At 33.3% G+C, this 13963-nt stretch carries 12 protein-coding genes and 1 riboswitch; of the genes, 7 read left to right on the top strand and 5 right to left on the bottom strand.

Features of this window, described 5'->3' with window-relative positions; all coding sequences use genetic code 11:
• Positions 1-2: 2 nt before the first annotated feature.
• Positions 3-392: a competence protein ComJ gene (gene comJ, locus AC3WTA_RS07645; RefSeq protein ID WP_000424013.1), complete on the top strand. Its 390-nt coding sequence runs from the start codon at positions 3-5 to the stop codon at positions 390-392.
• Between the two features lie 37 nt (positions 393-429).
• On the opposite strand, the gene metE is transcribed toward comJ, so the two are convergent.
• Complete coding sequence (gene metE, locus AC3WTA_RS07640; protein WP_001007589.1) at positions 430-2718, bottom strand: 5-methyltetrahydropteroyltriglutamate--homocysteine S-methyltransferase; 2289 nt, start codon at positions 2716-2718, stop codon at positions 430-432.
• A gap of 128 nt (positions 2719-2846) precedes the next feature.
• A riboswitch (cobalamin riboswitch) is annotated at positions 2847-3034 on the bottom strand.
• A 344-nt stretch (positions 3035-3378) separates the two neighbouring features.
• Here metE and AC3WTA_RS07635 point away from each other — a divergent pair.
• Positions 3379-3810 (top strand): NUDIX hydrolase, encoded by a 432-nt coding sequence (locus AC3WTA_RS07635; protein ID WP_000438230.1) that lies wholly within the window; start codon positions 3379-3381, stop codon positions 3808-3810.
• A 191-nt stretch (positions 3811-4001) separates the two neighbouring features.
• On the opposite strand, the gene AC3WTA_RS07630 is transcribed toward AC3WTA_RS07635, so the two are convergent.
• Both AC3WTA_RS07630 and AC3WTA_RS07625 read right to left on the bottom strand, forming a co-directional pair.
• On the bottom strand, positions 4002-4559 hold the full coding sequence (locus tag AC3WTA_RS07630; RefSeq protein ID WP_000062071.1) for a PadR family transcriptional regulator: 558 nt from the start codon (positions 4557-4559) through the stop codon (positions 4002-4004).
• A gap of 91 nt (positions 4560-4650) precedes the next feature.
• Positions 4651-6192 carry an MDR family MFS transporter gene (locus tag AC3WTA_RS07625; protein ID WP_000445749.1) on the bottom strand — a complete coding sequence of 514 codons (1542 nt, stop codon included), beginning with the start codon at positions 6190-6192 and terminating at the stop codon, positions 4651-4653.
• A 425-nt stretch (positions 6193-6617) separates the two neighbouring features.
• Here AC3WTA_RS07625 and AC3WTA_RS07620 point away from each other — a divergent pair, with 425 nt between their 5' ends.
• A complete protein-coding gene (locus AC3WTA_RS07620; RefSeq protein ID WP_000870035.1) occupies positions 6618-7118 on the top strand; it encodes a hypothetical protein in 501 nt (166 codons plus the stop codon).
• 31 nt (positions 7119-7149) lie between these two features.
• On the opposite strand, the gene AC3WTA_RS07615 is transcribed toward AC3WTA_RS07620, so the two are convergent.
• Positions 7150-7383, bottom strand: a complete 234-nt coding sequence (locus AC3WTA_RS07615) for an SPP1 phage holin family protein (protein WP_000939452.1) — start codon at positions 7381-7383, stop codon at positions 7150-7152.
• Positions 7384-7546: 163 nt separating this feature from the next.
• On the opposite strand from AC3WTA_RS07615, the gene AC3WTA_RS07610 reads away from it, so the two are divergent.
• Positions 7547-8188, top strand: coding sequence for a diguanylate cyclase domain-containing protein (locus AC3WTA_RS07610; protein ID WP_000680838.1), 642 nt, complete (start codon positions 7547-7549; stop codon positions 8186-8188).
• A gap of 653 nt (positions 8189-8841) precedes the next feature.
• A complete protein-coding gene (locus AC3WTA_RS07605) occupies positions 8842-9504 on the top strand; it encodes a YkyA family protein (RefSeq protein WP_000922487.1) in 663 nt (220 codons plus the stop codon).
• Between the two features lie 31 nt (positions 9505-9535).
• Here the strand turns inward: AC3WTA_RS07605 and AC3WTA_RS07600 are convergent, their stop codons facing one another.
• Positions 9536-9994 carry a YkyB family protein gene (locus AC3WTA_RS07600; RefSeq protein WP_000804864.1) on the bottom strand — a complete coding sequence of 153 codons (459 nt, stop codon included), beginning with the start codon at positions 9992-9994 and terminating at the stop codon, positions 9536-9538.
• Positions 9995-10171: 177 nt separating this feature from the next.
• Between AC3WTA_RS07600 and ppx the strand changes: the two genes are divergently transcribed.
• Both ppx and AC3WTA_RS07590 read left to right on the top strand, forming a co-directional pair.
• Positions 10172-11710 carry an exopolyphosphatase gene (gene ppx / locus AC3WTA_RS07595; RefSeq protein WP_000658859.1) on the top strand — a complete coding sequence of 513 codons (1539 nt, stop codon included), beginning with the start codon at positions 10172-10174 and terminating at the stop codon, positions 11708-11710.
• A gap of 108 nt (positions 11711-11818) precedes the next feature.
• Complete coding sequence (locus tag AC3WTA_RS07590) at positions 11819-13927, top strand: polyphosphate kinase (protein WP_000421692.1); 2109 nt, start codon at positions 11819-11821, stop codon at positions 13925-13927.
• Positions 13928-13963: the final 36 nt, after the last annotated feature.

Here is a 13963-nt window from a genome sequence, read left to right as displayed (position 1 = left end):
CTATGGAGTTAACAATTTCGTATTCGCAATTAATGTTGATGAACTATGACGGTGATCAGCCTTACGTTGACTGGACGGATGAAGATTTTGAAAGAGGTTATGCGAAGGCGGATGGAACTGTTATTTTTGAAGCACTCTCTGATTATACTTGTGAAGTAAAAGTGACTTGCGGGAAGCATATTGAGAAAGAAGAAGTGATTAGAACGGTTACAGTTCCTTTTACAATTGAAAATGAATGTATCGTTGTAACAAGTATTCTTTCAAATAAATTTCAAATCCCTATTCCAAATGGTGAGTATACAGTTGTATTACAGGCAACTCCTCTTGAAGAACCAACGGATGATGAATTATATAAAATACAATACGAATTCTTTTTTGAAAGTAAAGAATAAAAAATGGGTTATCCTCAAAAAGGATAACCCATTTTCGTTATGCGTTTGTTTTTAGTAGGGAACGTGCATCTTTTGCTGCTTGCACCATGTGTTCTAAAGCCGGGATAACCTCTTCCGTTCTTCTCGTTTTTAAACCACAATCAGGATTAATCCAGAAATATTTAGGATCGCATACTTCTAAAGATTGTTCCACGATTTTATACATTTCATCTTTACTCGGTACACGTGGACTATGAATATCATATACACCTAGACCGATGCCTTTTTCATATGTTGTATGTTTTAATGTATCAATAAATTCTCCGTGACTTCTTGATGTTTCGATAGAAATCACATCTGCATCCAATGCGCGAATCGCGTCAACAATATCTTCGAAATTACTGTAACACATATGCGTATGAATTTGTGTTTCATTTGCTACAGAAGAAGTTGCTAAAAGGAAGGATTGTACTGCCCATGTAATATAAGCGTCCCAATCTTTTTCTTTTAGTGGCATTCCTTCACGAAGTGCTGGCTCATCGACTTGGATTACTCGAATTCCGGAAGATTCAAGTAGTTCAATTTCGTGACGAAGAGCTAATGCAATTTGATACGAAACTTCTTTTCTTGGAATGTCATTTCGAACGAAAGACCAATTTAAAATCGTAACAGGTCCAGTTAACATTCCTTTTACAACTTTCTCTGTTAAGCTTTGTGCATAAACCGTTTCCTTAATAGTCATTCCGTTAATAAAGGCAACATCACCATAAATAACAGGTGGTTTTACGCAGCGAGAACCGTATGATTGTACCCAACCGTTTTTAGTGAATGAGAAACCAGCAAGGCGCTCACCAAAATATTCGACCATGTCAGTTCTTTCGAATTCACCATGTACAAGGACATCAAGACCAATTTCTTCTTGGTAACGAATCCATTTTTCTGTCTCTTTTTCAATAAATTGTTCATATTGTTCATTTGAAATAACACCGTTACGCCATTCCTTTCGCGTTTGACGAACTTCAGTTGTTTGCGGGAAGCTACCAATAGTAGTTGTTGGTAATAACGGTAACTCTAGGGCAACTTGTTGTAATTCGTATCGTTTTTCAAATGGAAGAGGACGTGAAAAATCTTCTTCTTTTAGTGCTGTTCGTGCTGCTTTGACATCTTCACGGTTACGTACAGCAGATGAACGAATTGTATGATGTACATTTCGATATGTTTCCAGCTCATTACTAATACTTTCTGTACCTTTAGTGAGAGCAGAGTGAATGAGAACTAACTCTTCTAATTTTTGATTTGCAAATGCTAACGCATCGAATAGTTCAGTCGATAAGTGAGTTTCTTCTGTTTTATCGATTGGTGTATGCAATAAGCTACAAGAAGGCTGAACGATGAAATCTTTCGTTTGGACTTGTTTTTGTAACGTTGTAAATAACGTAATAACTTCATCAAGGTCAGCTCTCCAAATGTTACGGCCATCTATACAACCGACAGCTAAAGTTTTATCAGCTGGGAATCCATATTTTGAAATAGCATGTAGATTACCTTCTTTACCATGAACGAAATCTAATCCAATACCGGATACAGGGAATGTAATAATTTCTTCATAGTTTTCTTCTACACTATCAAAATATGTTTGTAAAAGAAGATTCGCATTTGGAACTTCTGTACGAATAGCTTCATAAATTTCTTTTGCTTGTTGAACTTCTTCTTTCGTTAAAGAAGCGAAAATCGGTTCATCAACTTGAATGACTTGTGCACCAGCTGCATGTAGTTCTGAAAGCAGTTGTACGTATGGTGCAACTAATTGTTTTAAAATCGTAGTAAATTGTTCTTGTGTATAACCTTTAGCTAATTTTAAGAAAGTATATGGTCCTAAAATAACAGGTTTTCCATCTACTCCTAATTCTTGTTTTGCCTCTTCGTATAAGCGAAGTGGACGATTATCTTTTAAAGAGATTTGTAATCCCTCTTCATATTCAGGAACGATATAATGATAGTTTGTGTTAAACCATTTTGTCATTTCAGAAGCTACGTGATCTTTAGAGCCACGCGCCATTGCGAAATATACATCAAGGTAAGATGTAAACTCAGAAAAACGTGATGGGATAAATCCTAGCATATAAGCAGTATCCAAAACGTGATCATAATATGTAAAGTCGCCAATTGGAATGAGCTCAATCCCTTTTTCTTGCTGTACTTTTACGTGTTGAAGGCGAATTTCTTTCATCTTTGTTAAAAATTGTTCTTCATCGATTTTATTGGACCAAAAAGCTTCCAATGTCTTTTTCCACTCTCGTTGTAGTCCGATACGTGGATAACCTAAGTTACTTGTTTGAATTGCCATTTTAAATTCCTCCCTAATTGAAAGTAAGCATTTCCGTTTACTAGGAAATACCTATAACAAAAAGCATAAAGGCATAGAAAATAAGCCTTCCTTTTTGTTTTAACACCTCATCATCATCCGTGAATCTATCAGTGTTGTTAAAACAGGCAGGTCTCCTGACTTATGCTTCATATAATCTCTTTTACCTTCCCGTTTTCACAGTGGCATAGAAAAGAAATCTCAGCATTTACAGTGGCGGGACCGTGTTGGAGTTTCACCAAGCTTCCCTTTTAAACACGAAACGAAATTTTCGTGTACCTATTTTCCTTTTGAAAGGAAGTTAACAAGCGATATGATATTGAAACAAATTCTAACACAATTTTTGGAATTTTGTCTACTGTTTTAAAATAAGAAAATTCTAAAGTTTTTAATTTTAATTATTATGATTTTTCTGAGTTTTTTAAGACGAAGGGAATTGAAATGAAGAGCGATTAAACATACAAAGAAGTATACACTTGTATAGAGATAAGATACGAGTTATGTTATTTGAAAACTCTTCCGTATTCTGGGAGATGGAAGGAGATTGAATGGTTCATTTTGAAATAGTAACTTATCACAAGAAAGAGTAAGGCTCCTGTATAAAGATAAATATACTAAGTTTATAGAAATGGGGAATTTCAATTGGAACAAAGTACACAAAATATTTATTCACCGCCAAAACATATAGTTTCAGCAGCGACAATTGTAATTAATGAACAAAAAGAAATCCTATTAATTAAGGGACCTAGAAGAGGATGGGAAATGCCAGGTGGACAAGTTGAAGAAGGAGAGTCTTTGAAAGATGCTGCAATAAGGGAGACTAAAGAGGAAACAGGTATCGATATTGAAGTATTAAAATTTTGTGGAGTATTCCAAAATGTGAACCATTCAATCTGTAATACGTTGTTTTTAGCTAGACCAGTTGGAGGTAAATTAACGACTACACCAGAAAGTTTGGAAGTAGGATTCTATCCTATTGAGCAGGCGTTAGAGATGGTGAATTTTATGAATTTCAGACAAAGAATTGAATACAGTTTGGATGAAATTCATCAACCTTTTTATATAGAATTTTAAGAAATAATCTTCTATTATAGGATGCCGGTGATAAATAAATCTTTGTTATATTTTTGAGTGTAGTGAAATAAGTATTTTATAGCGAAAATAAAACAAGCAGCCCCGTCCTAAATTAGAACGGGGCTATGCTTATTTTAGGTTTTAAAATGAAATAACTTTATTGTCTTTTTTACAGTTTCTTCTTTATAAGTCTAACCTTCATCTATATCAATTTCTGAAAGCCTTCCTGCAACTGCATCTGTAAGGAGGGTGTTTAACCATTGCAATTCAACTGTAATATGTTCAATAACGCTTTGTAAAATATATAGTTGTGCACGTGGAATGTGTCCTTTGCTACAATCATAAATAGTTTGCATTTTATGTAAATATTGAACGGTATCATTTTTCTTTTTTTCTAAAATAGGAATTAACTCTTGATCATCACCAAAATGAGCGAAAGAGAGTGCTGAATAAATTGGTTTATATATTTGATTTTTTGCCTCGAATTGTTTTAATAGTAACGTGTGAAATAACCGTTTACCTTCTTCTGTTATATGAAAGATTGTTTTATCGGGTCTATTCGTATCTCGAACAATCGTGGTAATACGAATTGCACCCTGCTTTTCTAATTGCTCGAAGGCGTAGTAAAGTGATCCTTTTGCATATTTAATATAACAATCCATTTGTCGTTCTTTCATGATGTGCTGCACTTCATATGGATGTTTATCTCCTTCGAGTAGCAAGCCGAGAATGACTAATTTCATGCTCATGCTGTCTCAACTCCTATAAATAAAAACTTTATACATATTATAAACGGCATATCCGTTTTCATAAAGGGATATGCCGTTTCTTTTCTCTATATTAACTTACTTGCTTTTGTTTTTGTTTCGTTTTTGGACCTGTAAAGAGGCGTTCATTTCCCATAAGTAAAATACAAATAATACTTAGTACAGCCGGGATAAGTGCCCAGAAGAATGTACTGGCAATAGAGGTAGCGAGAGCATCTTTAATCCCAGTTAATATTTCAGCTGGAATCTTCTCGGTAGCACCTTGTGATAATAAGAAACTTGTGTCTCCGCCTTTTGGAGCTAATTTAGCTAGTTCAGGAGGGAACACAGTGTTTAATTTAGTAGTAAAAATATGGTTTTGAATTGTACCGAAAATCGTTACACCAAGAGTCATACCGAGTGAACGGAAGAATGAGTTTGTTGATGTAGCAGAACCACGGTCTCGCATTTCTAACTTGTGGATAGAAGACATACTTAAAACTGAGAATGAGAAACCAACTCCAAGTCCAGTGAGAACCATAAATAGCGTTACAAGTAGACGAGGTGTATCCATTGTTAAAGTGCTTAGTGAATAAATACCAATTACGAAGAAAACACCAGATACCATCATGATGTTACGATAACTTGTTCGAGAAGCTAACTGTCCACCTGTTTGACTTCCAATTACAGAGCCAACCATCATAGGTGTTAAAATTAATCCAGCATTGGAGGCTGAACCACCGAGAACACCTTGAACGAAGATTGGGATATAAACTGTACAGATAATAAAAGCGGCACCATAGAAAAAGGCAACTCCTTGGCTAGCTGCGAATAAAGGTTTTTTAAATAGATGGAAAGAAATGATAGGTTCAGTTGCTTTTCGTTCTACGAAGAAGAAAATAATAAGCATAATAACAACTGTTGTAAATAAACCGATAATTACAGTGGAATTCCATGCGTATTCTTTACCACCAAGTTCTAAGGCGAACATTAAGCAAACGATACTAATGACAAGTGTAATAGCGCCGGCCCAATCAATTTTTTGTTTTCTAAATTCTAGAGATTCACTGTAGTATTTAGTAATGAAGAAGAAGGAGATAAGTCCTAATGGAATATTAATATAGAAGACCCAATGCCAACTTATATAGTCTGTAATATAAGCACCTAATAAAGGGCCGAATACACTAGATGTCCCGAAAACCGCACCGAATAGCCCGGTCATTTTTCCACGCTTTTCTGGTGGGAATATATCGTACATAATCGTGAAGGCGATAGGCATAAGAGCACCGCCACCGATCCCTTGAATTGCTCTATAAATACTTAGTTGCTCAATACTAGATGCTGTCCCGCAAAGTGCAGAACCAAATAAGAAAAGAATGAGACCACCAATATAAAAGCGTTTCCGTCCGTACATATCAGAAAGTTTTCCGAAGATAGGCATCCCTGCCATTGTTGCTACCATATATGCAGACGTGACCCAAACGAACTTGTCAAATCCTCCTAGGTCTCCAACAATCGTTGCCATTGCTGTTGCAACGATTGTATTATCCATTGCCGCCATTAAAATACCAAGTAATAAACCTGCAACGACAAATTTTGTATTGTTGGAGTCTTTTTTTGATAATTGAGATTCCAAATATAACCCTCCTTTAATAATAAGTAAACTATATGAAGTTTTGAGTGCAGCGCATAAAAATTTGAAATATAGTTTTTTACATCAATTTACATAAGTGCACTGACAAAGCCATAAAGAATATTATAGTCAAATTTGACTAAAAGGCAAACTTTTTCTTCCGCCAAAATATTCTGTTGTATGGACAGAGAAAGAGTGAGCAATACTTAGTATTGTTGTAAAGTCAATGAAGGAAATTGTAAAAAAATATTTCAGTAAGAATACCTTCTGTTAACAGAGGAAAAATGGTTTTTTCTTTATATTGTCGAATAGGATAAAAGGAAGAGTAATAACTATATATAGTTTGTAACAAGCTTTATTAATATTGTGTGGAGAGGCAGAATAAGGTCGTATGGATATGATGCATCTGAAATGGGGTGAATATTATTATGAAAGTATGGAAACGAATTTCAGATCAAGGTAGGCGTTCAATACCGCTACAACCGGTGTTATGGATTGATGGCTCAAAAAAGGAAAACGAATGTCCTAATGTAGCAGTTACATTGCAAATCCGTAGTATGTATAAAGAAAAATTTTCATATGAACTGACCTATGATGTAAATGACATACTTATTATTCGAATTGAAGTAGAAAATAAAGGAATGGAAATGATTTCACGAGTTGTAGTAAGTCATATGATTCGAGATTATTTTGCATATATCCCAAATTCATTAAAGGCTGATAAGGGGATGAGCGAGTTTTTGTTCCAGCTTGTAAGGTGGCGAATTGATAATTTATTACCGAATGAGAAAGTAGAACTAATTTGTAAAATAAAAGCAAATAAAGATAAAGCAATCAAAAACGCATTATTTCAGGCTACATATACATTTCAATATAAAGGAGTATCATATGGCCCGCTGCAAACAAATGAAGTTGTTGTGCGGCAATGATAAAAAGGAACCTGTAAGAAAGGTTCCTTTTTTAATGAAGGTTGTGTTTTTTGAGTACTTTTTTTTGCTCGATTCCTTTTTTTCCTACATAATTATTTTTATAACCAAAATATAAAATGAAAAGAAAGGAAGCAACATTTACAATAGCATCAATTTGATCGTTTGTAATAAAGTTCACTCCGAAAGAATTAAACAGTAATTTTAATGATAATAGAAAACCTGCTAGTAAACGTATAATATCTGATAGATTCTCTTTTTGTAGCATATAAGTCACCTCTTTCTAAAACGATATATAGTATATATATGAAATAGAATAGAAATGGTAGACAAGCTTAAGCGGAAATGTACACTCAATATGTACATTTTTTATTTTGTAGAAAAACATAATTGTTATAGAAACATATATTGGTATAGAAAGGAGGAGAAGTATGAAACATAAAGGGAAAATTAGTGGGTTATTACTTGGGAATACAGTGGCAGTTACAGAATGGATTGCGCTTCAGGATGTAATTACAAAACTGGATTCGCGATCATTTTATACCGTCTTTATTATTTATATATTGCAAATGATACTCAGCTATTATTTTGGACATTGGTATGATAAAAGAGCGAGTGGGCGTATGGATACGGAAGTAGGGGGCATGGCAAGTAATGATTTTGTAGTTGATTTCTTTGAGAAAGTAGCTGCCTTATCAGAACGGGATTCTCATAATATTACAGTGTACATTCTTTCTGTGAAAGAATGGAAAGAACTAAAAGAAACAGTGCAAGAAAAAAAATTGGAGGTGTTAGTACAAAAATTGGAGAGTACGATTGTAAAGACAATTCGTAAAGGAGATGTCGTTACTAGGTGGGATGAAAATAAGTATGTTATTGTGGCGATTGATAACGGACATGAAAAGTCGACAATCACAAACCGATTAATGAAAAATATTGAAAGTGAAATAGAAAATGGTTTGTTAAGTATGACGCTATTATTTGGAGCTGCTAGTTATCCAATAGAAGGAAAAACTTTTGAAGAATTGTTAAGAAAGGCACAAAATCAATTGTACCAGCATAGGGATTTTTAAGAAAATGAGTGAAACTTTGATTTGAAGAAATATGATATGAAGAAGTTTTGAATGTAACATTTTTTTGACTTTTATTACAAAAAGAACTTTTATTGTAATAAAAGTCTTTAAAAATATATGGAATAAGCATATAATTATGATGGATGTGTCAATGCATTTTGCACAATGTGTTTCATTTTAAAAGTGTAGAGGAAAGCATGCTCTACACTTTTCCTTTTTAGGGAATGACAAGAATAATTGTAAGTTGTTGCAAGATAGCATTTATACTGTGTAAAATGAACAAATAGATTATTTGATAGAAAGCCGGAAAGGGAATGATAGAATGATAGACGTGAGAGAACAACGATCATCTTTTATCAGGTGAATTATTATTACTGTTGTTCTTCAAATTATTATGGCTGTGATGAATTCCGTTGTACTTTTATGTAATACATAGTATGAACAGGCTTTAAAAAGTGCTAAGTAAAAGATGGATATGAAACTGCTAATTGGTTCAAAAAAGTAAAATGTAATTTTAAGTAATACAATTTGTACAAGCATTATAAACAATATCAATGATTTTCGTAGAAAAGGTGCGAGTATGGAGTTTATAGAAGGATATATAATTTTCATAGCTTTTTACACGATGATCGTATATAAGTAGGAGGAAGAAGATGTTGAAATATAGTAAATTAGCAATTGTAACTGCATTATCAATGACTTTATTAGCCGGTTGTTTCGGACCGAAACCAGAAGAGGAATTATATGTTGCATTTGAAAATGCTGCAAAGAAAGAAAAAACAATGTTTGAAGATGCAAAGAAACTTGAAACTTTAGAAAAAGAGGGACAAGAATTATATAACCAGATTGTTCAAGAAGGAAAAGATAATAATCAAACTGTTAAGGAAAAATTGAACCAAGCAGTGAAAAATACAGATGAACGAGACAAAGTGCTTAAAAAAGAAAAAGAATCTTTAAGTAAGGCACAAGAAGAAGTAAAATCAGCAGATAAATATGTGAAGAAAATTGAAGATAAGAAATTGAAAGATCAAGCGGATAAAGTGAAAAGCACATATGAGAAACGACAAGATTCATTTAACAAGATGTATGATAGCTATAATAAATCGTTAAAACAAGAAAAAGAATTATATACAATGTTACAAGATAAAGGTACAAAATTAAAAGATATTAGTGAAAAAGTAAAAGTAGTAAATCAATCTTATAAGGATATTGAATCAGAAAAAGACAAGTTTAATGAATTTACAAAATCTTATAATACAGAAAAAATAGCTTTTTATAAACAAGCAAATATTAAAATTAAAGAAGAGAAAAAATAAAACAGTTTGGCCTACAATTGGCCAAACTGTTTTATTTTTTTGTATAAGTACGACTATACCATGGGACAGGTTCACTTAATTTTTTTTCTTGTTTCAGTGCTTCAGGACCAATATAATCTTGAAGTGTTTTTTTTGCTACTGTTAAAGATAAGGTTGTTTTCGGATTTCGATAGGAGGATTCAAGATGACCAAGATGTGGTAGGATTCGAAAATCTTCTTTGGTAGGAGGAATATGGAAAAAATAATCACCTAAACGTATAAGAACATCAGATTGTTGTTGGCTAAAACGTGGATTTCTAGAAAAATGTAATCCTTCTTTAATAGCTTTTTTTTCAGCAATTAAGCGTTCTAAAGCCGTCTTTTTTAACCAGTATAAATACTTCGGATTAGTTGCAGCCTTAGCATGACGATTCACAACGAAAATAGATTGAGCTAGTCGATTAATAGAATGTTGGTTTTGTAATTGAGATTGTGGTTGTGAAGGTTTCATATTGAATCTCCTTTCAATTTTTCATTATTATAACATAAATAAAAGAGGTTTTTATTATATGCAAAAAGTGATTGTATATATTTTCAATATTAAAGCAATATTGTTACAAAAAACAACTATTTTGTATAATAGTAATAGAATGTGTTTTAGAAATTTGATAATGAAAGAGTGAGAAGTTTGAAAGAAATATTAAAACAACAATATGCCATTATAGATATTGGATCTAATACAATGCGTTTAGTTATTTATGAAAAGCAAAACGGAGGTTTTTATAAAGAGATTGAAAATACGAAAGTGGTCGCTCGGTTAAGAAATTACTTAGTCGATGGTATGTTAATTGAAGAAGGAATAAAAGTATTGTTACAAACATTATTTCAATTTCAAGAAAGTACACGATTCCATCAGTTGCATCATGTACTTTGTGTTGCAACAGCGACAATTAGACAGGCTGAGAACCAAGATGCAATTAAAAAACTTGTTGAAGGACAAACAGACTTTACTCTTAGAGTATTATCAGAATATGAAGAAGCACGTTACGGCTATTTAGCAGTTATGAATTCAACTTCGTTCTCTGAAGGAATTACAGTAGATATTGGTGGAGGGAGTACGGAAGTTACATACTTTCGTAATAGAGAGATTTTAGAGTATCATAGCTTTCCTTTTGGGGCACTTTCTTTAAAGCAACAATTTATTAAAGAGGATATACCTACTGAAGAAGAGTTGGAAAAGATTCAAACGTACTTAGAACATCAATTTCGAACATTACCATGGTTAATTGATAAGAAATTGCCTCTTATTGCAATTGGTGGTAGTGCGAGGAACTTAGTAAAAATTCATCAAAATTTAATTTGTTATCCTATAGCAGGGGTACATTTATACAAGATGAAAGAAGAAGATATTAAAAATGTGAAAGAAGAATTGGAAGCATTGTCGTTCATAGAACTTCAAAAAATGGAAGGATTGGCAAAAGATCGAGCAGATACAATTATTCCAGCAGTCGAAGTATTTCATACGCTTGTTAATGTTATAGAGGCACCAGCATTTGTATTAAGTAGAAAAGGGTTACGAGAAGGTGTTTTCTATGAAGAGTTGACAAAAGATTTGGGGATTTCATATTATCCGAACGTAGTTGAAGAAAGTTTGTATTTATTATCACATGAATATGAAATGGATATGGAATTTGTAATGCAGCTTATAAAGCAGGGAAGATTGATTTGTCAACAGCTGGAAGAAACAGGACTGATTTCTATGTCAGTACAAGACTGGGAAGTATTCCATCAAGCAGCGAAAGTATTTAATATAGGTAAATATATAGACGAAGAAGCGAGCCGTTTACATACGTTTTATTTATTAGCGAATAAAACAATTGATGGTATGATGCATAAAGAGCGAGTTAGATTAGCGCTTATTGCGTCTTATAAATCAAAAATGTTATTCAAACAACACTTGTCCCCATTTGAAGGATGGTTTGATAAAAATGAACAAAAAAAAATACGTCTATTAGGGGCTGTTTTACAATTTTCAGCAGCTCTAAATATAAGACAAAGATCACTTGTGGAATCAATATCTATAACAGAAAGTAAAGAAGGATTAACATTTAAAATTGTATGTGAGCAATCAGCATTAGCGGAAAAAGTGCAAGCTGAAAAGCAAAAAAAGCAGCTAGAAAGAGTATTGAAAACGACTATTAACTTATCCTTCGAATCAAAACGTTAAGTTGTACGGATGTCTTTACAAAAAATTAACACTTTGGAATATTGTAATTTGCTAAAATGAAAGTAACTAAATTATAGTAAAAAAGTTTCAAGGGGAAGTGTGAAGGGGATGGAATTATTGAAGGGGAATACAGTAAATTTAAATGATACAGCTTATTACAATAATAGAGAATTAAGTTGGTTAGCATTTAATGAACGTGTACTACAAGAAGCACAAGATGAAACGAATCCGCTCTTAGAAAGGTTAAAGTTTATTAGCATTTTCAGCTCAAATTTAGATGAATTTTTTATGGTACGCGTGGCAGGATTGAAGGATCAAGTGAGTGCTGGTTTTAACCAACCAGAAAATAAGGCCGGCTTAACACCAAAAAAGCAATTAAATAAAATTGCGATAAAGACCCATGAATTAATGACTGTACAATATAATACGTTTAAAAATTATGTGTTGCCAGCGCTGGATCAAGAGGGGATTGAGCGTTTAACATTTCATGATTTAACGAAAGAACAGAGAGAATTTATAGAAGAGTATTTTGATGAACAAATTTTTCCAGTCTTAACACCTGTGGCTATCGATGCATATCGTCCATTTCCGATGTTATTAAATAAAAGTTTAAATTTAGCTACTCTTTTATATGATGAGAAACAAGTGGAAGAAGAAAACCGCACGAAGTTAGGAATTGTACAAGTTCCTTCACTACTTGAACGTTTCATATTTTTACCGAGTGAAGGGCAAAAGCATAAATTTATTTTATTAGAAGACGTAATTAGTAGTTTTACTCATAAATTATTTACAGGATATAAAGTATCATCTGTTACTCGTTTCCGTATTACACGCAATGCGGATTTAACAATTCACGAAGAAGGTGCGAGAGATTTATTAAAGGTAATTGAAAAAGAATTAAAAAAGCGTAAGTGGGGAGCTGCTGTACGTTTAGAAGTTGGCAAAGAGCATATTGATGAAAGAGTATTAGCATTATTATATGAGGTGTTGGAAGTAAAGGATGAAGATGTGTATATAATGGATGGACCTTTAGATTTAACATGTCTATTTTCTTTATATAAAAAACTAGCTCCTTTATATGAACATCTAGTATATCCGGCTCTTATTCCGCAACGGCCTCAAGACTTAGGGGATGCAGAAGATGTATTTGAAAAAGCGATTGAACATGATATTTTATTACATCATCCTTTTGAATCGTTTCAGCCAGTAGTTGATTTTGTCCGTGATGCGGCAGACGATCCGAATGTACTTGCAATTAAACAAACATTATATCGAGTAAGTGGGGATTCGCCGATTATTCAGGCGCTAAAGGTAGCGGCTGAAAAAGGGAAGCAAGTGACAGTATTAGTTGAATTAAAGGCAAGATTTGATGAAGAAAATAATGTGCATTGGGCTAAAGAATTAGAACAGGCTGGATGTCATGTTATTTACGGTGTAAGTCATTTGAAAACACATAGTAAAATTACGCTAGTTGTAAGAAGAAAAAACGGAAAAATCGAAAGGTTTGTACATCTTGGGACCGGAAATTATAATGATGCAACCGCAAAGCTATATACTGATTTTGGCTATATTACATCACGAAAAGACTTTGGGGTTGATGCAACAAATTTCTTTAATTATTTGAGTGGTTATACAACAAAACCGCATTTTCATCATTTATCGGTTGCGCCATTTGATATAAGAGAGCAATTTATGGATTTAATAGATGAGGAAATCCGTTACCATAGACAATATGGAAATGGATATATTATCGCTAAGATGAACTCGTTAACTGATAAACCACTCATTAAAAAAATGTATGAGGCATCACAAGCTGGAGTAAAGGTGGAACTCATCGTTCGAGGAACATGTTGTTTAAGACCTGGTATTCCAAATGTAAGTGAAAACATTCGGGTAGTTAGTGTTGTCGGGAGATATTTAGAACATAGCCGAATTTATTATTTCCATCATAATGGGGAAGAGAAAATATACTTATCTTCAGCTGACTGGATGACGCGGAATATGGAGAAGCGCGTAGAAATATCTTTCCCGATATTAGATATTGAAATGAAGGCGCGAATTAAGGCGATTTTACAGCTTACTTTAGCTGATAATGTGAAAACGCGCGAACAAAATAAAGACGGTGATTATTATTATGTTATTAATAGTGGTGCAGAAGAGATTGATAGCCAAGTGAAGTTGTTTAAGATGGCGTATCAAAACACAGATGCTGAATAATGAGAACAAAGTAAAAACCTCTTTTTAAAAAGAGGT

The organism is Bacillus sp. EB106-07-01-XG149, from assembly GCF_058791555.1.
Note: the sequence above shows the minus strand (reverse complement) of the source record. Positions and strands in the feature narration are given on the sequence as shown.

Excerpts from the sequence above, each read along its gene's own strand:
- comJ (WP_000424013.1), top strand. The coding sequence starts at position 3 with ATGGAGTTAACAATTTCGTATTCGCAATTAATGTTGATGAACTATGAC.
- metE (WP_001007589.1), bottom strand. The coding sequence starts at position 2,718 with ATGGCAATTCAAACAAGTAACTTAGGTTATCCACGTATCGGACTACAA.
- AC3WTA_RS07630 (WP_000062071.1), bottom strand. The coding sequence starts at position 4,559 with ATGAGCATGAAATTAGTCATTCTCGGCTTGCTACTCGAAGGAGATAAA.
- AC3WTA_RS07620 (WP_000870035.1), top strand. The coding sequence starts at position 6,618 with ATGAAAGTATGGAAACGAATTTCAGATCAAGGTAGGCGTTCAATACCG.
- AC3WTA_RS07615 (WP_000939452.1), bottom strand. The coding sequence starts at position 7,383 with ATGCTACAAAAAGAGAATCTATCAGATATTATACGTTTACTAGCAGGT.
- AC3WTA_RS07610 (WP_000680838.1), top strand. The coding sequence starts at position 7,547 with ATGAAACATAAAGGGAAAATTAGTGGGTTATTACTTGGGAATACAGTG.
- AC3WTA_RS07605 (WP_000922487.1), top strand. The coding sequence starts at position 8,842 with ATGTTGAAATATAGTAAATTAGCAATTGTAACTGCATTATCAATGACT.
- AC3WTA_RS07600 (WP_000804864.1), bottom strand. The coding sequence starts at position 9,994 with ATGAAACCTTCACAACCACAATCTCAATTACAAAACCAACATTCTATT.
- AC3WTA_RS07590 (WP_000421692.1), top strand. The coding sequence starts at position 11,819 with ATGGAATTATTGAAGGGGAATACAGTAAATTTAAATGATACAGCTTAT.